21 protein-coding genes and 1 pseudogene are annotated in these 23569 nt (G+C 71.0%); 16 read left to right on the forward strand and 6 right to left on the reverse strand.

Annotated features, from left to right (window positions below):
• Window positions 1-82: 82 nt before the first annotated feature.
• The 8 genes and pseudogenes from FVA80_RS04785 to FVA80_RS04815 all read left to right on the forward strand — a co-directional run bounded on the left by FVA80_RS04785 (window position 83) and on the right by FVA80_RS04815 (window position 10284).
• Window positions 83-1375: a nicotinate phosphoribosyltransferase gene (locus tag FVA80_RS04785; RefSeq protein ID WP_147909648.1), complete on the forward strand. Its 1293-nt coding sequence runs from the start codon at window positions 83-85 to the stop codon at window positions 1373-1375.
• A gap of 310 nt (window positions 1376-1685) precedes the next feature.
• A complete protein-coding gene (locus FVA80_RS04790; RefSeq protein WP_147909647.1) occupies window positions 1686-3149 on the forward strand; it encodes an MmgE/PrpD family protein in 1464 nt (487 codons plus the stop codon).
• Between the two features lie 233 nt (window positions 3150-3382).
• Window positions 3383-3613: pseudogene (locus FVA80_RS32105) on the forward strand (AI-2E family transporter); the annotation flags it as partial.
• A 268-nt stretch (window positions 3614-3881) separates the two neighbouring features.
• Window positions 3882-5342, forward strand: coding sequence for an AI-2E family transporter (locus FVA80_RS04795; RefSeq protein WP_348644625.1), 1461 nt, complete (start codon window positions 3882-3884; stop codon window positions 5340-5342).
• Between the two features lie 145 nt (window positions 5343-5487).
• Window positions 5488-6276, forward strand: a complete 789-nt coding sequence (hisN, locus tag FVA80_RS04800; protein ID WP_147957783.1) for a histidinol-phosphatase — start codon at window positions 5488-5490, stop codon at window positions 6274-6276.
• A 732-nt stretch (window positions 6277-7008) separates the two neighbouring features.
• Window positions 7009-7467, forward strand: coding sequence for a hypothetical protein (locus FVA80_RS31010; RefSeq protein WP_246692263.1), 459 nt, complete (start codon window positions 7009-7011; stop codon window positions 7465-7467).
• Window positions 7468-7540: 73 nt separating this feature from the next.
• Window positions 7541-8986, forward strand: coding sequence for a YcjX family protein (locus FVA80_RS04810; protein ID WP_147909643.1), 1446 nt, complete (start codon window positions 7541-7543; stop codon window positions 8984-8986).
• A gap of 269 nt (window positions 8987-9255) precedes the next feature.
• On the forward strand, window positions 9256-10284 hold the full coding sequence (locus FVA80_RS04815; protein ID WP_147909642.1) for a TIGR01620 family protein: 1029 nt from the start codon (window positions 9256-9258) through the stop codon (window positions 10282-10284).
• Between the two features lie 10 nt (window positions 10285-10294).
• Here FVA80_RS04815 and FVA80_RS04820 read toward each other — a convergent pair whose 3' ends face one another.
• The 3 genes from FVA80_RS04820 to FVA80_RS04830 form a co-directional block, all read right to left on the reverse strand.
• Window positions 10295-10525, reverse strand: a complete 231-nt coding sequence (locus FVA80_RS04820) for a hypothetical protein (RefSeq protein ID WP_147856450.1) — start codon at window positions 10523-10525, stop codon at window positions 10295-10297.
• A gap of 94 nt (window positions 10526-10619) precedes the next feature.
• On the reverse strand, window positions 10620-11171 hold the full coding sequence (locus FVA80_RS04825) for an alpha/beta hydrolase (protein ID WP_147909641.1): 552 nt from the start codon (window positions 11169-11171) through the stop codon (window positions 10620-10622).
• Between the two features lie 106 nt (window positions 11172-11277).
• Window positions 11278-12348, reverse strand: a complete 1071-nt coding sequence (locus FVA80_RS04830) for a UV damage endonuclease UvsE (protein ID WP_147909640.1) — start codon at window positions 12346-12348, stop codon at window positions 11278-11280.
• A 122-nt stretch (window positions 12349-12470) separates the two neighbouring features.
• On the opposite strand from FVA80_RS04830, the gene FVA80_RS04835 reads away from it, so the two are divergent.
• The 3 genes from FVA80_RS04835 to FVA80_RS04845 all read left to right on the forward strand — a co-directional run bounded on the left by FVA80_RS04835 (window position 12471) and on the right by FVA80_RS04845 (window position 15592).
• The gene (locus FVA80_RS04835; RefSeq protein ID WP_147909639.1) at window positions 12471-13664 is read left to right on the forward strand and encodes a YihY/virulence factor BrkB family protein; all 1194 of its coding nucleotides are present in this window, start codon (window positions 12471-12473) and stop codon (window positions 13662-13664) included.
• 122 nt (window positions 13665-13786) lie between these two features.
• Window positions 13787-14197, forward strand: a complete 411-nt coding sequence (msrB, locus tag FVA80_RS04840; RefSeq protein WP_147909638.1) for a peptide-methionine (R)-S-oxide reductase MsrB — start codon at window positions 13787-13789, stop codon at window positions 14195-14197.
• A gap of 321 nt (window positions 14198-14518) precedes the next feature.
• The gene (locus FVA80_RS04845) at window positions 14519-15592 is read left to right on the forward strand and encodes a hypothetical protein (protein ID WP_246692264.1); all 1074 of its coding nucleotides are present in this window, start codon (window positions 14519-14521) and stop codon (window positions 15590-15592) included.
• Between the two features lie 827 nt (window positions 15593-16419).
• Here the strand turns inward: FVA80_RS04845 and FVA80_RS04850 are convergent.
• Window positions 16420-16617, reverse strand: a complete 198-nt coding sequence (locus tag FVA80_RS04850) for a hypothetical protein (protein ID WP_147909303.1) — start codon at window positions 16615-16617, stop codon at window positions 16420-16422.
• A 179-nt stretch (window positions 16618-16796) separates the two neighbouring features.
• Between FVA80_RS04850 and FVA80_RS31830 the strand changes: the two genes are divergently transcribed.
• The 4 genes from FVA80_RS31830 to FVA80_RS04865 all read left to right on the forward strand — a co-directional run bounded on the left by FVA80_RS31830 (window position 16797) and on the right by FVA80_RS04865 (window position 20748).
• On the forward strand, window positions 16797-16919 hold the full coding sequence (locus tag FVA80_RS31830) for a hypothetical protein (RefSeq protein ID WP_281407091.1): 123 nt from the start codon (window positions 16797-16799) through the stop codon (window positions 16917-16919).
• A gap of 348 nt (window positions 16920-17267) precedes the next feature.
• Window positions 17268-18593: a proline--tRNA ligase gene (gene proS / locus FVA80_RS04855; RefSeq protein WP_147909304.1), complete on the forward strand. Its 1326-nt coding sequence runs from the start codon at window positions 17268-17270 to the stop codon at window positions 18591-18593.
• Between the two features lie 129 nt (window positions 18594-18722).
• Window positions 18723-20021 carry a lipoprotein-releasing ABC transporter permease subunit gene (locus tag FVA80_RS04860; RefSeq protein WP_147909305.1) on the forward strand — a complete coding sequence of 433 codons (1299 nt, stop codon included), beginning with the start codon at window positions 18723-18725 and terminating at the stop codon, window positions 20019-20021.
• A gap of 13 nt (window positions 20022-20034) precedes the next feature.
• Window positions 20035-20748: an ABC transporter ATP-binding protein gene (locus FVA80_RS04865; RefSeq protein WP_147909306.1), complete on the forward strand. Its 714-nt coding sequence runs from the start codon at window positions 20035-20037 to the stop codon at window positions 20746-20748.
• A 54-nt stretch (window positions 20749-20802) separates the two neighbouring features.
• On the opposite strand, the gene FVA80_RS04870 is transcribed toward FVA80_RS04865, so the two are convergent.
• Window positions 20803-21459: a hypothetical protein gene (locus FVA80_RS04870; RefSeq protein ID WP_147909307.1), complete on the reverse strand. Its 657-nt coding sequence runs from the start codon at window positions 21457-21459 to the stop codon at window positions 20803-20805.
• A 62-nt stretch (window positions 21460-21521) separates the two neighbouring features.
• Here FVA80_RS04870 and FVA80_RS04875 point away from each other — a divergent pair, with 62 nt between their 5' ends.
• On the forward strand, window positions 21522-22094 hold the full coding sequence (locus tag FVA80_RS04875; protein ID WP_246692265.1) for a hypothetical protein: 573 nt from the start codon (window positions 21522-21524) through the stop codon (window positions 22092-22094).
• Window positions 22095-22143: 49 nt separating this feature from the next.
• Here the strand turns inward: FVA80_RS04875 and FVA80_RS04880 are convergent, their stop codons facing one another.
• Window positions 22144-23445 carry a glycosyltransferase gene (locus tag FVA80_RS04880; RefSeq protein ID WP_147909325.1) on the reverse strand — a complete coding sequence of 434 codons (1302 nt, stop codon included), beginning with the start codon at window positions 23443-23445 and terminating at the stop codon, window positions 22144-22146.
• Between the last annotated feature and the right edge of the window lie 124 nt (window positions 23446-23569).

Below are 23569 nucleotides of genomic sequence, written 5' to 3' on the forward strand. Positions count from 1 at the left end.
CGGCGGGCCGCCCTTCTTCTTGACGTCACGGCTTGCGGCATGCGCTCTGCGCCGGTGGCGCGCGTGAAAGAGTCCGAACGGCATGATTGATCTGGCGAAGCGGGTCTACGATCACAGCTTCCGCATCGACCCGATCGTGCGGTCCCTGCTCGACACCGATTTCTACAAGCTGCTGATGGCGCAGACGATCCTGCGCCGGCATCCGCAGATCGACACCACCTTCGGGATCACCAACCGCACCAAGCGCATCCGCATCGCCGACGAGGTCGATGCCGGGCTGCTGCGCGAGCAGCTCGACCACGCCCGCAGCCTGCGGCTCAGCAAGGGCGAAGTGACCTGGCTGCGCGGCAACGTGTTCCGCGGCCAGGGGCGGATCCTGGGCCCCGAATTCGTCGCGTGGTTCGAGGGCTTCCAGTTGCCGGACTACGAGCTCGCGGTCCATGACGGCCAGTACGAGCTGACCTTCCACGGTCCCTGGATCGAGACCACGATGTGGGAGGTCCCGGCGCTCGCGATCCTCAACGAACTCCGTGCGCGCGCGGTGCTGCGCGGCCTCGGCAAGCTCGACCTGCAGGTGCTCTACGCGCGCGCCATGACCCGGGTCTGGGAGAAGATCCAGCGGCTGCAGCGGTTGCCGGACCTGTCGGTGGCGGATTTCGGCACGCGGCGGCGCCACGGCTTCCTGTGGCAGGATTGGTGCGTTCAGGCGATGGCCGAGGGACTTGGCCCCGCATTCCTGGGCACCTCGAATTGCCTGATCGCGGCGCGGCAGGAGGTCGAGCCCGTGGGCACCAACGCCCACGAATTGCCGATGGTCTACGCGGCGCTCGCCGAGGACGATGCGGCGCTGGCCGCCGCGCCCTACGCGGTGCTGGCCGACTGGCAGGAGGATTACGACGGCAACCTGCGGGTCATCCTGCCCGACACCTACGGCACCACCGGCTTCCTGGCGAACGCCCCGGACTGGGTGAGCGACTGGACCGGGATCCGCATCGATTCGAAGGACCCGATCGCGGGCGGCGAGGAGGTGATCCGGTTCTGGCGAGAGCGCGCCTACGATCCCGCGGACAAACTCGCGATCTTCTCCGACGGCCTCGACATCGACGAGATCGAGCGCATCCACGCCCATTTCCACGGGCGCATGCGCATCGGCTACGGCTGGGGCACCCTGCTCACCAACGATTTCCGCGGCCTCCTGCCGGACGGCAAACTCGATCCGGTCTCGGTGGTCTGCAAGGTCGTGGAGGCGAACGGCCGCCCCACCGTCAAGCTGTCCGACAACCCCACCAAGGCGCAGGGACCGGAGGACGAGATCGCCCGCTACCGCCGGGTGTTTGGGGTCGGCGAGCAGGACGCGCTGCCGGTGCTGGTGTGAGGGACGCCCGGCTTCGCCACCCCGGCCGATGAACCGCACCCTTTCCCGGACGCCGGGCCTGTCAGGGGACGGTGATCCGGGACCCAGCACGCAGAGCGCCGTGCCGGGGCACCGTCGCTGAACCCCACGGATGCTGCGCGTCGTCGTGCGCCGGGTCCCGGGGCACAGTCCGCTCATGCGCCTCGCGCGCAGGGACAGGCGGGGCCTGCGCGGAGATACGAAACGTTCCCCCCTGACGGACCCGAACTTTATTCAGTATCGTGTCGACCAACAGGGCCGCCGTCTGCGGACGCCCCCAAGGGAGAACGCCATGACCTTCAATCGCCGCGCGCTCATCGGCGCCGCAAGCCTCGCCCTGGCGGCGCCGGCCGTGCAAAGGGTGCAGGCCGCCGATGCCGTCGACCCCGCGAAGAGGCCGGCCGCCAAGGCGCCGCCGCCCGTTACGAAAATCCTCGCGCAGTGGATCCTGGCCTCGTCCTACGACACCCTGCCCGAAACGGTCCGCCGTGAGGGCGTGCGCAGCTTCCTCAACTGGGTCGGCGTGGCGATCGGCGGCTCGCACCACGAGACCGTGGACGTTGCGGTCTCGGCGCTGCAGCCGTTCTCGGGGCCGCCGCAGGCCGGGCTGTTCGGCCGGTCGGAGCGGTTCGACATCATGAACGCCGCCTTCCTGAGCGGCGTGGCGAGCCACATCTTCGACTTTGACGACACCCACCTCAAGACGATCATCCATCCGGCCGGGCCGGTCGCGTCGGCGATCCTGGCCTATGCCCAGATGAAGCCGGTCTCGGGCAAGGACTTCCTCGATGCACTGGTGGTCGGAATCGAGACCGAGTGCCGGATCGGCAACGCGGTCTACCCGAACCACTACGATGCCGGCTGGCACATCACGGGCACCTGCGGGCCGTTCGGCGCCGCTGCGGCAGTCGGCAAGCTGATGGGGCTGACCGAGCAGCAGATGGTCTACGCGCTGGGGCTCGCCGCCTCGCAGCCGGTGGGCCTGCGCGAATCGTTCGGCTCGATGAACAAGAGCTTCAACCCGGGCCGGGCGGCCTCGAACGGCCTGTTCGCGGCGATCCTGGCCGCGAAGGGCTTCACGTCGTCGGACGGCATGATCGAGGCCAAGCGCGGCTGGGCCAACACCATCTCGACAAAGCAGGACTGGTCCGAGATCATCGACGGCCTCGGCACCCGCTACGAGGCCCTGCTCAACACCTACAAGCCGTTCGCCTGCGGGATCGTCATGCACCCGACGATCGATGCCGGCGTGCAGATCCGCGATCAGGACCACGTCCGGCCGGAGGACATCGCCCGGGTCGACCTCAAGGTCCACCCGCTGGTGCTCGAGCTGACCGGCAAGACCGCGCCGAAGACCGGCCTGGAGGGCAAGTTCAGCATCTACCACGCGACCGCGATCGCCCTCGTGGAGGGCGCGGGCGGCGAGAAGCAGTTCAGCGACAGGGCCGTGAACGACCCGCGCGTCGTGGCTCTGCGCCAGAAGGTGGTGCCGGTGATCACCCCGGGCATCGACGCCGTGCAGGTCGACATGACCGTGACGCTGAACGACGGGCGCAGCTTCCACCGCCGGATCGAGCACGCGATCGGCAGCGTCGAGACGCCGATGTCGGACGCGCAGCTGGAGGCGAAGTTCACCGACCTCGCCGCCGGGATCCTGCCGGACGCCCAGGCCAAGCGGGTGATGCAGATGTGCTGGTCGCTCCCCGAATTGAAGGACGTGGGGGAGGTGGCCCGGGCCGGGGTCCAGGGGGCGTAACCGGAGCGCGCGCAACTCTGGGTAACGGATCCGCGAGCCGCGCGGGATCGTTTTCGGACCCCGTGCCGTTCCCATGCCGCGAGGCCCCGCGACCCCGGCGGGCGCCCGCCTGTCGCGTTCGGGGTGTGGATCGCAGCATGGGAACGAGAAGCCCGGTCGGGGCGCAGCCTGAGCGCGCGCTGGTTGCGCCGCGCCCCACGCGCGTCACCGCGGCCGAGACCCCGCGGTCCGCGATGGCCTCGCCGATCCTGGTCGGGGCCACCATCGTGGCGGTGCTGTATTTCGGCCGCGAGATCTTCATCCCGATCGCGATCGCGCTGCTCCTGTCCTTCGTGCTGACGCCGCTGGTGAACCGCCTGCGGCGCCTGCGCCTGCCGCGGCTGGTGGCGGTGGGCGTGAGCGTGTTTCTGACGCTCGGCATCGTGGCCGCCCTGGCGACGCTGATCGGCATCCAGGCGGCCGACCTCGCCGGCGACATCCCGCGCTACCGCACCACCATCGAGCGCAAGATCGAGGGCCTGCGCGCCTCGCCGGTGGGCCATATCACCGATTACGTCGCCAATATCGGCCGGGCGCTCCATGCCGGCGGCAAGGAGGCGGAGGCGGGCAAGGAGCCCGCGAAGGCGCCGGCCGGTCGGAGCCCGCGCGCCGCGCCCCGCCGGCCTCCGGGGGCCGGCGCAGGGATCGGCACTGGACCAGGCCGGGCCCGGCCAAAAGCCCGTCCTGGTCGAGGTGGCCTCGACCCAGCCGGGGCCGCTCGAGACGCTCGGCACCCTGCTGTCGCCGGTGCTGCAGCCGCTGGCCACGGTGGGCATCGTCTTCGTGGTGCTGCTGTTCGTCCTGATGCAGCGCGAGGACCTGCGCGACCGCATGATCCGGCTCGCGGGCTCCAGCGACCTGCACCGCACCACCGGGGCGATCGACGACGCGGCCGGGCGCCTCAGCCGCTACTTCGTGGTGCAGCTCGCCCTCAACACCGCCTTCGGGGTCGTGATCGGGATCGGCCTCTACGTCATCGGCGTGCCGAACCCGGTGCTGTGGGCGATCTTCGCGGCGCTGATGCGGTTCGTGCCCTACATCGGCGCGTTCCTGTCGGCGATCCTGCCGATCACGCTCGCCGCCGCGGTCGATCCCGGCTGGAACATGATGATCGCGGTGACGATCCTGTTCCTCATCCTGGAGCCGCTGACCGGCCAGGTGTTCGAGCCGATCGTCTACGGCCAGTCCACCGGGCTCTCGCCGCTCGCGGTGCTGGTCTCGGCCCTGTTCTGGACCTGGCTGTGGGGGCCCGTGGGCCTGCTGCTGTCGACGCCGCTCACCGTCTGCCTGGTGGTGCTGGGACGGCACGTCGAACATCTCGAATTCCTGGACGTGCTGTTCGGCGACCGGCCGGCGCTCACGCCCGTGCAGAATTTCTACCAGCGCATCCTGGCCGGCGATTCTGAGGAGGTGCTGGGCCATGCCGAGCTGATCCTGCAGCAATGCTCGCTCTCGTCCTACTACGACGAGGTGGTGCTCAAGGCGCTCGAACTCGCCGCCCGCGACGCGGCGCGGGGCGTGCTGACCGCCCAGCAGAAGGGCGCGATGCGCACCGCCCTGGGCGAGCTGATCGCCGACCTGTCCGAGCGCGGCGACGCCACCGCCGAAAGCACGGGGGAGGGTGGCGAGCACGCCTGCAGCCCGATGCCGGTCGGCCCGGCCCCGGATGCGCTGCCGGAAGCCTGGACCCGCGCGGGCGCGGTGCTCTGCATCTCCGGACGCGGCTTCCTCGACGGCGCGGCGGCCGCGATCCTGGCCCAGATCCTGGAGAAGCGCGGGATCGGCGTCCGCACCGTGCCGTTCTCAGACGCCGCCACGGCGCGGATCGGACGGTTCGAGCCGGGCCCGGCCCGGATGGCCTGCGTCGTCTCGCTGGCGCTGAACGGCGAGCCGACGCACCTGCGCCGGCTGGTCGGGCGGCTGCAGGCGCGGATGCCCGGCGTACCGGTCCTGCTCGGCTTGTGGCTGGCCCAGAACGGCCAGTCGGACCGGGTGGCGCGCGTGCCGGACGGCTCCACCGAGGCGTCCGGACAGGTCGCGTCCTTGCGCGAGGCGCTCGAGGCGGTGCTGGCCGCCGTGCAGGCGGATATCGCGGGCACGGCAGCGCCCGCGGCCGGCGCCGAGGCGCGGTTGCCGGAACCCGCGGAGGCGTGAGGCTTGAAGCGGAGGAGCTTACGGCCAAGGAGCTTGGGGCGAAGGGGCTTGGGGCGAAGGGCTTGACGGCCGGGGCCCGGCCCCGGTTTCGTCGCGCGCCGGGCAGGTCCCTATCGGGCCTCGGGCAGAGCAGGGGGCAGGGCCGATGAGCGTCGTCGAACTCGGACGGTTCATGGACGATCTCGCGGAGGCGTCCGGCCAGGCGATCCTGCCGTTCTTCCGCGCCGCGTTCGGCCTCGACGACAAGGCGCGGGGCGGCGCACCGTTCGATCCGGTCACCGAGGCCGACCGCGCAGCCGAGACCGTGCTCCGCCGGATGATCGCCCAGACCTTCCCGGGCCACGGCATCCTGGGCGAAGAGTTCGGCTCCGAGCGCACCGACGCCGAGTGCGTCTGGGTGCTCGACCCGATCGACGGGACCCGCGCCTTCATCGCCGGCCTGCCGACCTGGGGCACGCTGATCGGGCTCACGCGTAACGGCGTGCCGGTGCGCGGGCTGATGCACCAGCCCTATCTCGGCGAGCGCTTCACCGGCGACGGCCGCAACGCCTGCCTGCGCGGCCCCGCCGGCGAGCGCACCCTGCGCGGCCGCCGCTGCGGAGAACTCAGCCAGGCCATCCTGGCCACCACCGACCCGCGCCTGTTCGCGGGCGGCGAGGAGGCCGACCGCTTCCGCGATCTGGAGGGCCGCGTGCGGATGTCCCGCTACGGCACCGATTGCTACGCCTACTGCATGCTCGCCGCCGGCCAGATCGACCTCGTGGTCGAGGCCGGCCTGAAGCCCTACGACATCGTCGCGCTGATCCCGATCGTCGAGGGCGCGGGCGGACGCGTCACAGCCTGGGACGGCGGCTCGGCCGCAGGCGGCGGGCGCGTCGTGGCGGCGGCCGACCCACGCCTCCACGAGGCCGCGCTGAGGGTGCTGAACCCGTGACGCAGCGCCGTTCCGCGGAGGACCGCGACCGTGGGAGCCGGTCCGCGTGCTGTTGAACGCGCTCGTCCTGATGGCGGCCCTCGTGCCGGCGCTCGTGCCGGCCGTGGAGGATCGCGCGGCCGCGCTGCTGGCCGCCGCGCCGCCGATGGCCGCGGCACCGGCCGAGGCCGCCCCGCCGCGCTTCGATCCCGCCACCCGGTCGGTATCCAACTGGCACGCGCAGGCCGGCGACAACCTGCTGCCGCGGTCCCTGGCGCTGACGGCCCGGCTCGCAGAGAACCCGCCCTACGTCGCCCGCTGCGTCCGGCTCAACAACGGCTGGTGCATCAAGTCCGCCCGCTGGTCGGGGGAGATCGGGGCCGATACCGAGGGCCACACCGCCTTCGCCACGATGGCGGACGGGGCAGACGCCGCCGCGAGCCTGCTGCGCCGCTACGTCCGCGATTACAACCGGCACAACGCCCTCGCCATCGTGCGCCGCTGGGCGCCTTCCGAGTGCCGGGTCGCGATGCCGAGTCGGACGGGCAGGGGGGTCGCGACCGGGGTCGCCACGCCGGCGGTCTCGGCGACCCTGGCACCCCGGGGACTAGGCCGGACCCTGCGTGCCCGGTTCCTGGCCTCCCACCGGCCGGGCGGCGTGGCCCGGGGCCGGGCCAAGGCCCTGCGGGTGCAGCCCTGGTCGCCGCTCGCCCGGATGGCGGGAAGGCCGGCGCTCGGCTGCCCGCCCCCCGCGTGTCCCGGGTCGCAACGCTCCAGCCGGTGCCCGACATCGCCGCCGGCATCGCGTCCCCGACGGTACCGGCGCTTGCCCGCGGCGCCGCGGATCCGGCCGCGCTCCTCGACCGCAAGGTCCCGAGCCCGGACCGGATGGTCGCGGAATCGGCGCTCCTGCCCGCCATCGCCTCCGGGCTGCCCCTGCTCGACCTGCGCCTGCCGGCTCCGCTCTGCACGGGCGACGAGGTTCGGATCCAGGCCTATGCCGCGAAGATCAGCGGCAGCGTCGGGCTGAAGCCGACCGACGACCTCGACCTGTTCGGGCCGGACGGCGAGCCGCGACCGAATCTGGGGCCGGTGATGCTGGCGATGTCGGCCGTGGAACTCGGCACGCTCCGGGCAGGTCCCGACCTGGTCAACGCGGCCATCGCCCGTCTGAAGCCGGTCACGCCCGCCGCCAACGCGACGACACCGTAACCGCAAGCCTTGCGGTTCGGCTGCAATCGCGCCACCTGTGCGCGGCCAGTTTCCCTCGATCACGAGCCCGCCCGTGCCCCTGACCGACCTTGCCGCACGCGCCGGCTCGGCCGTCAAAGCCTTCGCCGAAGCCTCGCACGACCTGCTGATCCAGCCGACCTTGCGGCTCGGGGTCACCGGGCTCGCGCGGTCCGGCAAGACCGTGTTCACCACGGCGCTGATCCACCACCTCGTGGAGGCGCACGCGCTGCCGGCGTTCGCGCCCGCGCAGGAGGGCCGCCTCCGTCGCGCCCGGCTGGTGCCGCAGCCCGACGACGACGTGCCGCGCTTCCCCTACGAGGAGCATTTCGGCACCCTCACGGAGGCCCGGCGCTGGCCGCGCTCCACCGACAGGATCAGCCAGTTCCGCCTGGAGATCGCCTACGAGCGCGCCGCAGGCTGGCGCAGCGGGCCGGCGACCCTGATGCTCGACGTGGTCGATTACCCCGGCGAATGGCTGCTCGACCTCGCGCTGATCGAGACCGGCTACACCGCCTGGTCCCGGGCCACGATCAACGGCACCCGCCGGCCGGGCCGGACCGCGGTGGCGGCGCCGTGGCTCGAGGCGCTCAAGGGCTTCGATCCGCACGGCCCCCTCGACGAAGTCGCGGCCGAGCGCGCCAGCGACGCGTTCAAGGCTTATCTGGCGGCCCTGCGCGCCGGCCCGGAATCGGTCGCCACGACGCCGCCGGGGCGCTTCCTGATGCCCGGCGACCTCGCGGGCTCGCCGGCGCTGACCTTCGCGCCGCTCGATAATCTCACCGGCAGCATCCCCCCGGACAGCCTGGCCGGGCTGATGGAGCGGCGCTTCGAAGCCTACAAGGCCAAGGTCGTCACCCCGTTCTTCCGCGACCATTTCCAGCGGGTCGACCGGCAGATCGTGCTGGTGGACGTGCTCGCCGCCGTCGATGCCGGGGCCACCGCCCTGGCGGAGCTGGAGGAGGCGCTGGACGCGGTGCTGCTCAGCCTCAACATCGGGCGCAACACGGTGCTGTCGAAGCTGTTCGCGCCCCGAGCCGACCGGGTTCTGTTCGCCGCCACCAAGGCCGACCACCTCCACCAGACCAGCCACGACCGGCTCGACGCGCTGCTGCGCCTGCTGGTTTCCCGCTCCATGCGGCGGACCGAGGCCGCGGGCGCCCGGGTCGGCACCGTGGCGCTCGCCTCCGTGCGCGCCACCCGCGAGACCACGGTTCATGACGGCTCCGAGGTTCTCCGCGCGGTCGCGGGCACGCCCGAGGCCGGCGAGACGGTGGGCGACGAGGTCTTCGACGGCAACAGCGAGGCCGCCGTGTTCCCGGGCGAACTCCCCGCCCGCGCGGAAGCGGTGCTGGAGGGCGCCGTCGCCCCCGGGTCGCTCCGCTTCCCCCGCTTCCGCCCGCCGCTGATCCGCCCGGACGGCCTCGGCCGCGCCGGCCACCTGCCGCAGATCCGGCTGGACCGGGCGATGCAGTTTTTGATCGGTGACAGGCTCGGGTGATGATGGGGCGGGTGGGTGCCCAGGATGGCGCCGCGGTCGTGAGCCGGTCGGCGCGTATTTCGATCGCCCTGGGCGGCGCGCGCGACCGATGGGCGGGTCCGCGTTCGCGCGCATGTCGCCGGGCTCATACGGCGTCGGGCACGATGCAGGTCCCCTCTCCCGTACGGGAGATGGGGCACGTCGCGGCCAGCACCAAACGATGTGCGAACAGCGTCCTTGCCGAAGGGGCAAACCCTAAAACAATCCGCCCCCTCAGGAGGCCGTAAGCCATGTCCTCAGGCCAGAAACCCCGAGCCTTCCGGATCAATCCCGAGCCGCCGCCGGGGCCGGGCGTGGCCACGATGCCGCTCGCGCCCCGGCCGGAACAGGCCCGGATCTTCGAGGAGCCGTTCGAGATCGTCGACGCGGCCGACGGCGTCGCGGTGCCGGTTGCGCCGCGCCGGGGCTCGCCCTGGGGGGCGCTGTTCCTGACCGCGGCGGGGGGATTGGTCTCGCTGGGGATCGGCCTGTCGATCGAGCGGATGATCGCAGACCTGTTCCAGGCCGCGCCCTGGCTCGGCTGGGTGGCGCTCGCCCTGCTCGGGCTGGCCGGTCTGGCGCTCCTGGCGATCGTCGTCCGGGAGCTGGCCGGCCTGCGGCGCGAGCGGAAGATCGAGCGCCTGCGCCAATCGGCCATCGACGCGCTCGGCAGCCGCGACCATACCGGCGCGCAGGCGGTGGTGCAGGCGCTCTCGACCTTTTACGCCGATCGCGAATCCCTGGCGCCCGGCCGCGCCCGGATCGACGCCGCCGCCGACGCGATCCTCGACGTGGACGACCGGATCGGGCTGGCCGAGCACGAGTTGCTGGCGGGTCTCGACCGGCAGGCGCGTAACGCCATCGCGGCGGCGGCCAAGCAGGTCTCGGCGGTCACGGCGCTGAGCCCGCGGGCGATCGTCGACGTGGCGTTCGTAGTCTTCGCCGCCGTGCGGCTGCTGCGCCGGATCGCCGCCATCTACGGCGGACGCCCGGGATTCCTGGGCTTCCTACGGCTGGCGCGGGCGGCGGTCGCGCATCTCACCATCACGGGCGGGATGGCGGTGGGCGAGAGCGTGATGCAGCAGGTACTGGGGCTCGGGATCGCGGCCCGGGTCTCGGCCAAGCTGGGGGAGGGCGTGCTGAACGGGCTGATGACCGCCCGGTTCGGGCTGGCCGCCCTCAACGTCTGCCGGCCGCTGCCGTTCGTGCGCGAAGCGCCGCCGCGCCTGGCCGACGTAGCGGGCGAATTGCTGCGCTCGGCAGAGCCCGAATCGAAATAGGCCGACGCGGCTACTTCGCGGCGGCCGTGGCGGCGCGGCGGTTGGCGATGCGCGTGAACATGTTGCCGGTGTAGTCGGCCACCTTCGGCTTTTCGACTTCGCCGACCTTCGCCTCGAACGCCTCGATGCGCTTCAGGAGCGCGGCGTCGTTGAACAGCGAGCTGTTGAAGTTGATGTGGGCCCGCTGCCCGAGGGCGGCCTGGACCACGTCGAGTCGTTCCAGAAGCTCTTTACGCGTCACGGTGCTCTCCAGGGGCGCCTTCGGGGCGAAGGTCCGCCCAAGCCGACACTGGAGGCCGCGAGGGTAAATGGCGCGTTAACGCGCCGCGCAGCGCCTACAGCCCTTTCATGAACCCGGCGAGCCGCATCAGCCCCTCGGGCCACGGCCCGTGGCCGCTCGCGACGTTGATGTGCCCCGATTCGCCGGCATCGACCGTGAGGGAACCCCAGGCATGGGCGAAGTCGTCGGCGCGCGCGTAGGTGCAATACGGGTCGGTGCGGCTCGCGACCAGGAGCGACGGGAAGGGCAGGGGGTCCCGGGGTACCGGCGCGAAGGTGCGCACGGAATCGGGCAGGTCGGGCGCCTCCTCGACGTCCGGGCAGGCCACGAACAGGGCGCCGCGCACGATTCCCGGCGCGAAACGCGGCGCCGCCTCGACGCAGGCCACGACCCCGAGGCTGTGGGCGATCAGGATCACCGGACGGGTCGCGGCCGCGACGGCCTCGGCGATCCGTCCGCACCAGGCCTCCGGGGTCGGCGCGTGCCAATCGTCCTGGGCGACCACGCGGGCGGTGGCGAGCCGGCCGGCCCAGCGGGCCTGCCAATGGTCCTCGTCGGAGCCTCCGAGCCCCGGGACGATGAGGATGTCGCAATCGGCCGTCTTCATGCCGGCTGCCTAGCGCATGATGCGGGAAAGTGAAATCCGGATCTCCGAGATCATCATGCCCGAACAAGGCGCTAGCCCGGTCCGGCGACGCCGCCGAGATCCGCCGTCACTCCGCCGCGATGGCGGCCCGGGCCGGGTCGGTGATGTGGCGGGCGATCTGCGTGGAGGCGTGGTTCTTCGCCTTGGCCTCGATCTCGAAATCGGCCCAGACGAGGTGGCGGGCGACGAGGTCGTTCACGGCCCGGTTCCACATCATGTCGGAATGGGCGGCGAGATCCCGGACCGCGTGGCCGGCCGCGCGCAAAGCCGGGAAATCGGGCAGGGCGTCCGGGTCGCAATCGGCCGAGACCGCTTCGCGCGAGACGCTGATATGTGCCAGCGGCCGCACCCCGCGCCAGGAGTCCCGCACCCGGGCGATCCGGGGATCGTCGGGTTCGAGATATTCGCCGCCGCTCTGCACCCAGTGATGGTGCAGGTCGAGCACCACCGGCACGACGTCGGCGAGTTGCAGCACCGCCTCGACCCCGAAGACGTTCTCGTCGTTCTCGACGGTGAGGAGGTCGCGCGCCACCTGGCTGGCCCGGGGCAGGGTCTCGCGGAAGCCCGCGACGCCCGGGTCGCCGGCCCCGACATGGATGTTGATGTGGGCGCCGTGGGGATGCCAGCCGCCCCCGTAGCCCATGCGGTCGAAGATCTCGGCGTGATAGTCGAGTTCCGACAGGCCGTTGGCGATGGCCGCCGGGTTGCGGCTCGCCAGCAGGCAGAACGGGCCCGGGTGGAAGCTCAGGCGCACGCCGAGCCGGCGCGCCAGCGCCCCGGCCTCCGCCAGCCCCCGCTGGACCAGGGCCTCCATTTCGGGCTCCGCGTAGATCGCCCGGGCGATCGCGTGGGTGTAGCCCGGCAGGACGTTGCTCGCCATCCGCAGCAGGCGCTCGATCGGCGGCCGGGCCCCGACCCAGGCGATCTGGCGGGCCAGCGCATCCAGATTGTGGGCGACGAGCCCGGCGAGCTTCGCCCGCCGGGCGGCGGGCTCCAGCTTGGTGAGATGCGCCATGGTCACGCTGGTCAGGTTCATGTGGAGCGTGGCCTCGCGCTCCGCCTTGAGGGTGGCATGGGTGCCGGGCGGCTCGTCCAGGACGAACTTGCAGCAGAATCCGAGGCGTGGCTGATCGCGCATAGGATGCACAACGCGCGTCGCAGCCGCGCGTGCCCGAAAACGCGTGCGGAACGGCCGCGCTTCGCCGACGTTTGAGCCTTCGAGCGCGGCAGTTCCGCGCGGAACGTCCGTCTCGTACAGCCATGCGCGCGTCGCCTCCCCGCCCGGGTCCGGAGCCGGATACCGGCTCGGTCCTCTGGATCCTGATGCTGGGCTCGGCCCTGGTGGCGCTCGCTGCGACGCCGGCCCGGCGCCGCACGCAGGCCCTGTCCGAGACCCCGGAGCCGCAGGCCGAACCGCTGCACGTCGACCCGGCCCCACCTGTGCGCAACACGGCGATCAATGTCGGCGCACGCTCGATCGTGGGCCGCGCCGCGCAGCTCACGGCGGCGACCCAGCCCGAGCGTGGACGCGCCGCCGACAGCCCCGCCGAGATGACGGGCGCCGGCTGGAAGGACATCGCGGTCCGGGTCTACCTGGAGTTCAACAAGGACCGGGTGCTGGCCGTGGCCGCCGGGGTGACCTTCTACACCCTGCTGTCGCTGTTCCCGGCGATCGCGGCGCTGGTCACCTGCTACGGCCTGTTCGCGGACGTCAACGCGATCAACGAGCACCTTGCGCAGCTGCACGCCGTACTGCCGACCGGCGCGGTGGAGCTGATCGGCGACCAGATCAAGCGCATCGCCGCCAAGGGCAGCAGCTCCCTCAGCGTCACGTTCTTCACCAGCCTGCTGCTGTCGCTCTGGAGCGCCAACGCCGCCATGAAGGCGATGTTCGATGCCCTGAACGTGGTCTACGAGGAGGAGGAGAAGCGCAACTTCCTGTGGCTCAACATCCGCTCGCTGACCTTCACGGTGGGCGCGCTGCTGTTCATCATCATCGCGCTCAACGCGATCGTGGTGGTTCCGATCGTGCTGAACTTCCTCGGCCTCGGCTCGGGCGCCTGGCTGCTCGCGGCCCTGCGCTGGCCGGCGGTGCTGCTGGTGCTGCTCGCCGGGCTCTCGGTGCTCTACCGCTTCGGCCCGAGCCGGGAACACGCCCGCTGGCGCTGGGTCGGCGTCGGCAGCGTGGTGGCGGGGCTGCTCTGGCTGATCGCGTCCCTGCTGTTCTCCTGGTACGTCGCCAGCTTCGGCACCTACAACGAGACCTACGGCTCGCTAGGGGCGGTGATCGGCTTCATGACCTGGATCTGGATCTCGTCGACCATCGTGCTGCTCGGCGGCGAGATCAACGCCGAGCTCGAGCACCAGACCGGCCGCGACACCACCACGGGGGCGCCCCTGCCGCTCGGACACCGCCGGGCCCGGATGGCCGACACCGTGGGGGCGGCGGCGTAGGACGCGGCCGTAAAGCGGGACCATGAGCGACAGGTTGCCGCCGGTGCAGGCGTTTTCGGGGTGGCAGGACTGCCGGGCCCCGGGCACGATGCCTATATCGCCCGTCGAACAGGGAGATCTTCATGGCCGATACCGCGACGACCAGCCCGGAGGCCCGCAGCGAGGCCGAGTGGCGGGCGACGCTCACGCCCGAGCAGTACCGGGTGCTGCGCGAGCACGGCACCGAGCGCGCCGGCACGAGCTGCCTGCTGGCCGAGAAGCGGCCCGGCACGTTCACTTGCGTCGGGTGCGGACAGCCGCTGTTCGAGCAGGGCACCAAGTTCGAGTCCGGCAGCGGCTGGCCGAGCTTCTTCGAGCCGCTGGAGGGCGCCGTCGAAACCACCGTGGACCGCAGCCACTGGATGGTCCGGACCGAGGTTCATTGCGCCCGCTGCAAGGGCCATCTCGGCCACGTCTTCGACGACGGCCCCGCCCCCACGGGCCTGCGCTACTGCATGAACGGCGCCGCCATGACCTTCGAGCCGGCGGCCTGAGCCGGGCCGGCCCGGGATTAACCTGGGTTGGAAAATCCATACCGAAAGACGGGATATCGGGGACAGGCCCGGAATTGGGGGAATCGCAACCCCATTCCGGACTTGATTTCGTCGTGTTTTTGCTTAGCGCTTAACCGTCTCATGTTGTCGCCGTCCGGTATTGGCGATGGATGCGGTTGAGAGAGAGCCAATACGGCGTTGCGGCTGAGCTTTTACGCCGTGCCGGCCGGCTCGACTTACCAGATCCATCCGGGCCGGCGGCCCTGAGGGCAGTCCGCCGGATCGGCGCACCGCCGACGAAGCGGGAGGGGTTTTGAGTTCATGAGCACCATTCGCCGATTCCTGGTCGCGCCATCCCTGGTCCGCCTGATCCGCAAGGAACGGGGCGGCGCCCGGATCACCGAGGGCCACTTCGTCGCCCAGGGCGGCCGCAGCTCCTACGTGCGCGTCGATGGCCAGATCTGCCAGCTGGTGCTGGTGAACAAGGGCGCCGACGGCATCCCGGCCGAGGAGCGGACCGACGTGCCGCGCGCCCACGGCGACGCGCTGCTGGATGTCTGCCCCGGCAAGGCCGCCTACGACCGCACCGTGCTGACGCTCGGCGGGCGCGAGGTCACGATCGACCGGTACGTCACGCCGGGCAATCTCGACCTGATCAGCGTCGCCTTCGACAATGACGGCGACGCGGGTGCCTTCCAGACCCCGAACTGGTTCGGACGCGAGGTCAGCAGCGAGCCGGCCTACGAGCGCCAGGCTCTGGCCATCCAGGGCGTGCCGGCCGGCGAGGAGGTGCCGCTGAGCAACGCGGCGCTCGACGCCGTGCTCGATATGATCGAGCCGCGTTTCGGCTTCGGCCGCTACGGCAGCAACGCGCGCGGCAGCGAGACGTCGGACGACGGCGCGATGAGCGCCATGCGCCGCATCGTGACGCCTGCGGCCGCCGCACCGGCGGCACCGCCCGCCTGCACCGGCGCCGGCGCCGGCCCCCGAAGCCGTCGAGCCGCCGCCCGCACCCCCTGCCCGTCGCCGAGGCTCTGCCGCCGGAGCCCGAGCATCAGCCCGAGCCGGCCCCGGAGCCCGTCGCGCCCCGGCGCCGACCGCCCACGAAACCGCCCCGGCCCCGGCCGCCGCCCACGACGGCATCCACAGCGACGCGCGCATCGACGACGTGATCGAGAGCCTGTCGCAGGCGCTCGGCGCCGCGATCCATCAGCATCCCGAGCCGACCGCCGAGCCCAAGGACGCGAAGGCCGACGAGTCGGCAGGCGTGTTCGAGCGCTGGACCGTGCGCCCCCGCCGGACGCAGCAGCAGACCTGATCGACCGATCCATCGAGAAGGCCGCGGGGGCAGGGCGCCACCGCGGCCTTTTTGCTGCGCACCGTGGAGCCACATGAGGCTTCCACGTGACGGGCCCTGCGCGGCCCCCTCCGTCATCGCAAGCGGAGCGAACCAAACCCCGTGCGGCACGCGCGCTCAGAATGGGGCAAACCCGGGCCGCTTGGCTGGGCTCGCCGCAACGGAGCCGGCAGAGCGGCGCTCCGCCCTTGACAATGTTCCTATTTTGTGCTCATTAGCCGTCACCTGTCCTTCGGCGGTGTGGGGGTGACTCCACGGCGCTCCTCGGGGGTCCGTCCGGTGGCTGACCGGCGGGCTCGGGGATGGGGCGATGCCCGCGTCGGTGGCTCTCAGCCGCCATCGCCCCGGGCGGCGTGCCGATGCAGGGCGTGTCTCGGATACGGGCGTGAAGATCGGGCGGTAGTCTGCCCGGCGGGGTGCGGAAATGCCCCCGCGGCGACCCGGATCTGGGCGTGACCCTCAGAAACCTGCGGACCCGCCCACTACGAGGCGGATGTCGGGTGGAAGGCCACGGCGGTGATGCGGGTTCCGGGGGCGTCTCGGCTGCGATTGCGGCTTGGGCGCCATGGGCAGTGACCGCTAACACGGAGTCGCGGGGATCGGGGCGTCGCACAGACATCGCGACGAGACAGACGGCACCGGCCGGGGACCATGCCCGGCCGATGCCGCGGGTCGCCGCGGGGATCGGATCCCGCGCGTAACTTGGCCGACACCTGGGTTCCCGCGGCGTCCCGCGTCCAGCGTGAGGAGACTTCTTGGGCCATGCCCCCGGCGCACCAGGCGCGTGGGGACGAAGAGGCCTGTCGGGAGGTCGCGTGCGAACCGTCCCGATGAACCTGAGTTCGGTACGAAACCGGATCGGGTTCTACAGCAGCATCCCGGAGGAGGACCGCACCGTCAGCGACTTCCCGGCCCGGGACACCAAGTGGGCGAAGGCCAGGGCAGCCGCCGAGGCCTGCGCGGCCGAGGGAAACGTCCGGGACGACTCGGCGACGGTCTCGTCGGCCTCGTTAAGCAGGACCCAGGACCAGAGATGCTCGGCCTGGCGGATCTGGAAGTGCATGGCGAATCCACCCCGTAAGGTCCGGACCACCATGCGCCGCGAAAAGGCCTTGCGAGTTAATGGGTTGCGCCGCCAAAGTCGAATAGTCGACAAACCATCGACTTGTCCGCGCTTTCACCGCTCTTCACAGCGTGGCGTCTGCATCAGGCCTGCGACGTGACCTGGAGGGAGGGCCGACGATGGCAACTTCCACGCCCGGCAGCGTGCTGGAAGATCGGGACGGGCGCGGCGAAGGATGCCGGACAACAAAAAAAGCAAGGCCTGAGGCCTTGCTTTTCAAGCTGCAGTGGCTCGACCTTTGATTATCCTACGCATTGCCTGCGTGGCGGTCGGTTTTCCTCCCGAGACTCGGACCCTGCGCCACCTCTTGCGGGCGTCGCAAACATCACGCGCCGCTTATAGGAACAACAATTCGTGTTGTCACCGGGTGTGCGAGAAAAATCTGCGCTTTCTTGCCGGCAAATGGGCAGTTCGATTCCTATTGCGGCACCGCGCCCGGTCGGCCTGCCCTCCGGCGGCGCGGCCGGATTACGCGCTCTGTCGGCCGACGGTGCTTGTAATTTGCGTCCCCGGCGTGTTGTGTGCCCGGGCGCCTCGGTGCCTCCCGGCCGGATCCAGGCCGAACTCCCCGAAGACAAGCCTCCGAAAACATGCGTCTGTCTCGCTACTTCATGCCGACCTTGCGCGAGACGCCCAAGGAAGCCGAGATCGTCTCCCACCGTCTGATGCTGCGCGCCGGTTTGGTGCGCCAGGAATCGGCCGGCATCTACGCGTGGCTGCCGCTCGGCCTGCGGGTGCTGGAGCGCGTCTGCGCGGTGATCCGCCGGGAACAGGATCGCTCCGGCGCCATCGAGATCCTGATGCCGACCGTGCAATCGGCCGAGCTGTGGCGGGAATCCGGGCGCTACGACGCCTACGGCAAGGAGATGCTGCGCCTGAAGGACCGGCACGACCGCGAGATGCTCTACGGCCCGACCGCCGAGGAGATGGTCACGGAGATCTTCCGGGCCAGCGTGCGCTCCTACAAGGACCTGCCCAAGAACCTCTACCAGATCTCGTGGAAGTTCCGCGACGAGGTGCGGCCGCGCTTCGGCACGATGCGCTCCCGCGAGTTCCTGATGAAGGACGCCTACTCGTTCGACTTCGACCAGGCGGGGGCGCGCCACGCCTACAACCGCATGTTCGTGGCCTACCTGCGCACCTTCGCGGGGCTCGGCCTCCGGGCGATCCCGATGCGCGCCGATACCGGCCCGATCGGCGGCGACCTGTCCCACGAGTTCATCATCCTGGCCAAGACCGGCGAGAGCGAGGTGTTCTGCGACCGGGCCTACCTCGATTTCGAGACCCCGCCCGAGACCGTGGACTTCGACGACGTCGCGAGCCTGCAGGGCATCGTCGACGCCTGGACCTCCCATTACGCCGCCACGGACGAGATCCACGAGCCGGAGGCCTTCGCGGAGGTGCCGGAGGCCGACCGCCTCGCCGCCCGGGGCATCGAGGTCGGGCACATCTTCTATTTCGGCACCAAGTATTCCGAGCCGATGGGTGCCAAGGTCACCGGGCCCGACGGGATCGAGCGGCCGGTCCACATGGGCTCCTACGGCATCGGGCCGAGCCGGCTGGTGGCTGCGATCATCGAGGCCAGCCACGACGAGGCCGGCATCATCTGGCCGGACTCGGTCGCCCCCTTCGATGTGGCCCTGATCAACCTCAAGGTCGGCGATTCCGGCACCGACGCCGCCTGCGCGCAGATCCAGGCGGACCTCGAGGCGGCCGGCCTGTCGGTGCTGTACGACGACCGCGACGAGCGGCCGGGCGCGAAATTCGCCACCGCGGACCTGATCGGCCTGCCCTGGCAGGTGATCGTCGGGCCGAAGGGCCTGGCCGAGGGCAAGGTCGAGCTGAAGCGGCGCGCCGGCGGCGAGCGCGAGAGCCTCGCGACCGTCGACCTGCTGGCCCGCATCCGCCGCGTCTGAGCCGGCAAAGGGCGCCAGCGCGGCGGCCGGCCAAATTGCCGGCGGCAATTCTGCTTCAATCCGTGTTTAGGCATCATTTTCGCCACTTGAGCGGCGACAACGCAGCCAATGGTGCTTAGGGCTAGGCCGATGACTGGAGCAGCGGCGATCGACCGGGTGAGGGGCTTCGCGGCCTCCTTGCGCGAGGGGACGGCCCCCTTCGCGCCGTTCGAGTGGATCATCGCCGGCCGCTACCTGCGGGCGCGTCGCCGGGGTGGCGGCGTGTCGGTGGTGGCGTTCTTCTCCGTCCTCGGCATCGCGCTGGGCGTCGCCACCCTGATCATCGTGCTCTCGGTGATGAACGGGTTTCGCGCCGAGCTGCTCTCCAAGATCGTCGGCATCAACGGTCACCTGTTCGCCACGCCGATCGACCGCCCGTTCAACGACTGGGTCGACCTGTCGGAGCGCCTGTCGAAGGTGGCGGGCGTGCGCGCCGCAGTGCCGCTCGTGGAAGGCCAGGCCTTCGCCTCGTCGCAGTTCGGCGGCTCCGGCGTGATCGTGCGCGGCGTGCGCGCCGCCGACCTCGACGCGTTGGCCGCGGTCTCCAGCGCGATCCGCGGCGGCACGCTGGAGGGGTTCGATGACGGCACCGGCGTCCTGATCGGCCGGCGGCTCGCGGATTCCCTTGGGCTTCAAGCCGGGGACAACATCACGCTGGTCACGCCCAAGGGGTCGTCCACGCCCTTCGGCACGGCGCCCAGGACCAAGAGCTACGCGGTCAAGGCGGTGTTCGAGGTCGGCATGACCGAGTTCGATCAGACCTTCGTGTTCATGCCGCTGACCGAGGCGCAGGCGTTCTTCAACCGGGAGAGCGACGTCAGCATGATCGAGATCTACGTCGACAACCCCGATCAGGTCGGCGACATGCGCGAGCCCCTCGAGATGGCGGCCGAGCGCCCGATCCTGCTGACCGACTGGCGCCAGCGCAACCGCACCTTCTTCGGGGCGCTCGAGGTGGAGCGCAACGTGATGTTCCTGATCCTCAGCCTGATCGTGGTGGTGGCCACGCTCAACATCGTCTCGGGCCTGATCCTGCTGGTGCGCGACAAGTCGAGCGATATCGCGATCCTGCGCACCATGGGGGCGACCCCCGGCACGATCATGCGGGTGTTCCTGATCAACGGCGCACTGATCGGCCTGGTCGGGACCCTGAGCGGTCTCGGGCTCGGGGTCCTGATCACCCTGAACATCAAGCCGATCCAGCACGTGCTGTTTCCCGGGGCCTGGGACCCGACCGTGCGCTTCCTCGCCGAGATCCCGGCTCAGATGAACCCGCGGGAGATCACCGCCGTGGTGATCACCTCGCTGCTGCTGTCGCTCGCAGCGACGCTCTATCCCTCCTGGCGTGCCGCCCGGCTCGATCCGGTGCAGGCTCTGCGCTACGGCTGACGGTCCGCACCCCATGAGTGACGCAAGCGAGCCCGCCGGCAGCCCGCCGGTGCCGGCCCTGTTCTTCGCCCGCGTCGAGCGGCGCTACCGGCAGGCCGAAGGAGCCCTGGATATCCTGCGCGGGGCCGATCTCGCGATCTGGCCCGGGGAGCTGGTTGCCCTCGTCGCGCCCTCCGGGGCCGGCAAGTCGACGCTCCTGCACCTCGCCGGCCTGCTGGAGCGGCCGGACGGTGGCGAGGTCTATATCGGCGGCCGGCCCACCGCCGCGATGCCGGATACCGAGCGCACCCGCCTGCGCCGGGAGGAGATGGGCTTCGTCTACCAGTTCCACCATCTGCTACCGGAGTTCTCGGCCCTCGAGAACGTGGTGATGCCGCAGCTCATCCGCGGCCTCGGCCGTGGCGAGGCGAAGACCCGCGCCACCGAGCTGCTGAGCTTCCTCGGCCTCAAGGACCGCCTGCCGCATCGACCGGCCGAGCTGTCGGGGGGCGAGCAGCAGCGCGTCGCCATCGCCCGCGCGGTGGCCAACGGCCCGCGGCTGCTCCTGGCGGACGAGCCCACGGGCAATCTCGACCCCGGCACCGCCGGCCACGTGTTCTCGGTGCTGATGTCGCTGGTGCGGGCCTCGGGCCTCGCGGCCCTGGTCGCGACCCACAACCTGGACCTCGCCGCCCGCATGGACCGCCGGGTGACGATCCGCGACGGGCTGATCACACCGCTCGATTGACGGCGCGGCGCGCGGAATCCCGGCCCTTCGTCATCCTGAGGGACTTTGGATCCTTCATCGACAGGTGAGCTGGTAGCGCCGGGTGACGAGTTTCCCCGCCGCGTCGAGGGACAGGGTCGACGCCGTCCGGCTCTTGCGGGCCGAGCCGCCGTCGCAGCTGTCGGTGAAGACATCCCGGATGACCTGGCCCGGCGTCGCCAGCCCGCTGCCCGGATCGAGCTTGACCGCGGTGAGTGCCGTGACGCTCTCGCCCATGTTGTAGAACCCGGATTCGAGCAGCACGTCGCTGCGTCCGTCGCGATCGGCATCGACTGCGGCGGCGACGCGCTGATACTGGACGTCCTTGGGCAGGCGGAAGAAGTGCGCCTTCGCGCCGTCGCCGAGAACGACGAGGACGGGTGCCACCGCATTCGGAAACGGCTCGCTCGCCACGGGCGCCGTTCGCTGAACGAGATAGGCGCGCTCGCGTCTGCCGGGCCGCGTGAACGCACCTGCGGCCACCCCCAGCACCACGGAGTCGGGCCCCAGTTCCGTGCGCAGCGCTTGCGGAGCCTCTTCGGCCATGACCCGCGCGAGACGGGCCCGCTCGTCCGGCGCGACCGAAGGCTTGGCATCCCGGAAGCCGCGGTCCCGGTAATCCACGATGATATCCGTGGCCTGGGCGCTCTGCATCCATCCCAGCAGCATGACACTCGACAGCAGGCGGATCACCGCAACCTCCGGATCAGGATCATCGGATCAACGCTGTGTTGCTCCGGTCCGTCGTTCAAATCATGGCCTTCAGCCGCCGGAGCGAGCTTCGCCCGGATCGGTCTTGTCGACCGGCTCGTACGGTCGCGCTAAACATTGAGGAGAAGCAGATCGGACGAGAGCCCGGAGGGCCGGTGGCGGATCAATCGCGGACCAGCCTCCGTCACGATCCGGTCTCTTCGGGGATCGCGCGGGTCCGCCGGCAGCTTCGGCGCCTGGAGGCCCTCGCCGCACAGCATCGGTTGCGCAAGCGGATCGTCCGGGCCCTGCGCGGCGGAGCAGGCGGCGGCACCACCCTGCTCGTCCTGATGAAAGCCAAGATCGTCGGCTCACTGGCCGGTAAACTCGCGATCGCCGCGTTGGTCGGGCTCGGCCTCGCCTGGCCCCTCGTGGCGCTGGCGATCCTCGCGATCGTGGTGATGGTGGCATCGATCCTCAGCTGCGAGTCGACGGACCTCGACGGCTGCGATTGCATTCGGTCGAACCCGCGACGCGCACGGCTCAAGGCGCTGATCAAGCAGCGGCGCGCATGGCTCGCAGCACCGTCGGGCCCAGCACCGCGGATCCGCGATTTTAGGATGTCGCGAAGCCCCTGACGGCCGGCAACGACACGGCAGAGTTATGCCGTCCAGTCGCCCCGGGCCCTCAACGGCGGCCGGCCTCTGCGACCTTCAGGCCGGGTCCGCGCTCGTCCGCCGGAAACGCCAGCTCTTCGACGCGGTCGCAAGCGGCGATGATCGCGTCGGGGCTCTCGGCTAAGTGCGTCTTGGCCTGGGCGCAAGCGCGCGTCACCGCCGGGTCGGCCAGCAGCCTTCCCAGGACCCGGGCGGCCCGGGCCGGACGGAAGGCGTGGCGGCTCAAAGTGGTGCCCAGCGTCCGGTCCTTCAGGCGCCGCCCCTCGTCGAAATGATCGAACGCCACCGGGACGACGAGCTGCGGGATGCCCGCCGCCAGGGCCTGCGCCACCGTGCCGACGCCACCGTGATGGACCAGGGCGGCGCTGCGCGGCAGCAACGCGCTCAACGGCGCGTAGGGCAGGTGGATGATCCCGGGCGGCAGCGGCATCGGGATCTGGCCGTCCTGGGGAGCGAGCAGGACGCCGCGTCGGCCCATCCGCCGGCACACCTCCAGAGCGGTCTCGAAGAACGCGGCGCCCTGGCGCATCGCCGAGCCGTAGGTGAACACGATCGGCGCGTCGCCTTCGGCCAGGAAGGTCTCGAGTTCCGCCGGCATCGCCGGCACGTCGCCGAACCGATCGACGAGCGGGAAGCCGAGCTGCACCGCCTGGGACGGCCAGTCCGCCTGTCGCGCGGCGTACCAATCCGGGAACATCAGCAGCATGCGGGTCGGGCTGTTCCACCAATGCCGCAGCCGGGTCACCGGATCGAGGCCGAGGCGTTGACGGAGCGCGTTCAGGGGCGGCAGCGTGAACGGGCCGACCGCCACCGTGTCGGCGCCCTGGTTGAGCCAGGCCCGCAACGCCGCCGGGAGGATCCGGGGCAACGGCAGTCCCGGCAGCCGGGGCGGATCGGACCGGCTTTCGATCAGGAACGGCATCACGTGCAGAGTCGCGGCCGGGATGTCGTAGAGTTCCTGGGCGAGCCGCGCGCCCCAGGCCAGGGGCGATGCGACCACGATCTGATCGACCCCGCGCGCCCGGGTGGCTCCGAGCCAGAGGCAGGTGGTCTCGGCAACCCGCAGGGCGAAGTCGAACATCGGACGGAAGCCCCAGCGCGGATGCCAGAGTTCGGGCTGGCCGATCACGGCCTCGTAATCGGCGGCCGTGCCGAGGGGCTGGAAGTACAGACCCGCGCGCCGCGCCATCGCCTCGAACGGCGCCGGTGCGGCCAAGGTGACGCCATGCCCGCGGGCCAGGAGCATGTGGCCCAGCGCGATGAACGGCAGCACGTCGCCGTGCGTCCCGACGGCCACCAGCGCGACCTGGATCCGTTCCCCAATGTGTTGCGCGGGAATAGCCTGCTCCCTTGACCCCCCGGTCAAATACCGAACGCCCCGAAAGAGGCGGACATGGCAGCCCGCCCGATCTCCATCAAGCCACTATTTGTTTACT

Source organism: Methylobacterium sp. WL1 (assembly GCF_008000895.1).
Lineage (GTDB): Bacteria > Pseudomonadota > Alphaproteobacteria > Rhizobiales > Beijerinckiaceae > Methylobacterium.

Coding starts and splice junctions, on each gene's coding strand:
- FVA80_RS04785 (WP_147909648.1), top strand. CDS start 83: ATGATTGATCTGGCGAAGCGGGTCTACGATCACAGCTTCCGCATCGAC.
- FVA80_RS04790 (WP_147909647.1), top strand. CDS start 1,686: ATGACCTTCAATCGCCGCGCGCTCATCGGCGCCGCAAGCCTCGCCCTG.
- hisN (WP_147957783.1), top strand. CDS start 5,488: ATGAGCGTCGTCGAACTCGGACGGTTCATGGACGATCTCGCGGAGGCG.
- FVA80_RS04815 (WP_147909642.1), top strand. CDS start 9,256: ATGTCCTCAGGCCAGAAACCCCGAGCCTTCCGGATCAATCCCGAGCCG.
- FVA80_RS04825 (WP_147909641.1), bottom strand. CDS start 11,171: ATGAAGACGGCCGATTGCGACATCCTCATCGTCCCGGGGCTCGGAGGC.
- FVA80_RS04830 (WP_147909640.1), bottom strand. CDS start 12,348: ATGCGCGATCAGCCACGCCTCGGATTCTGCTGCAAGTTCGTCCTGGAC.
- FVA80_RS04835 (WP_147909639.1), top strand. CDS start 12,471: ATGCGCGCGTCGCCTCCCCGCCCGGGTCCGGAGCCGGATACCGGCTCG.
- msrB (WP_147909638.1), top strand. CDS start 13,787: ATGGCCGATACCGCGACGACCAGCCCGGAGGCCCGCAGCGAGGCCGAG.
- FVA80_RS04845 (WP_246692264.1), top strand. CDS start 14,519: ATGAGCACCATTCGCCGATTCCTGGTCGCGCCATCCCTGGTCCGCCTG.
- FVA80_RS04850 (WP_147909303.1), bottom strand. CDS start 16,617: ATGCACTTCCAGATCCGCCAGGCCGAGCATCTCTGGTCCTGGGTCCTG.
- FVA80_RS31830 (WP_281407091.1), top strand. CDS start 16,797: ATGGCAACTTCCACGCCCGGCAGCGTGCTGGAAGATCGGGACGGGCGC.
- proS (WP_147909304.1), top strand. CDS start 17,268: ATGCGTCTGTCTCGCTACTTCATGCCGACCTTGCGCGAGACGCCCAAG.
- FVA80_RS04860 (WP_147909305.1), top strand. CDS start 18,723: ATGACTGGAGCAGCGGCGATCGACCGGGTGAGGGGCTTCGCGGCCTCC.
- FVA80_RS04865 (WP_147909306.1), top strand. CDS start 20,035: ATGAGTGACGCAAGCGAGCCCGCCGGCAGCCCGCCGGTGCCGGCCCTG.
- FVA80_RS04875 (WP_246692265.1), top strand. CDS start 21,522: ATGGCCTTCAGCCGCCGGAGCGAGCTTCGCCCGGATCGGTCTTGTCGA.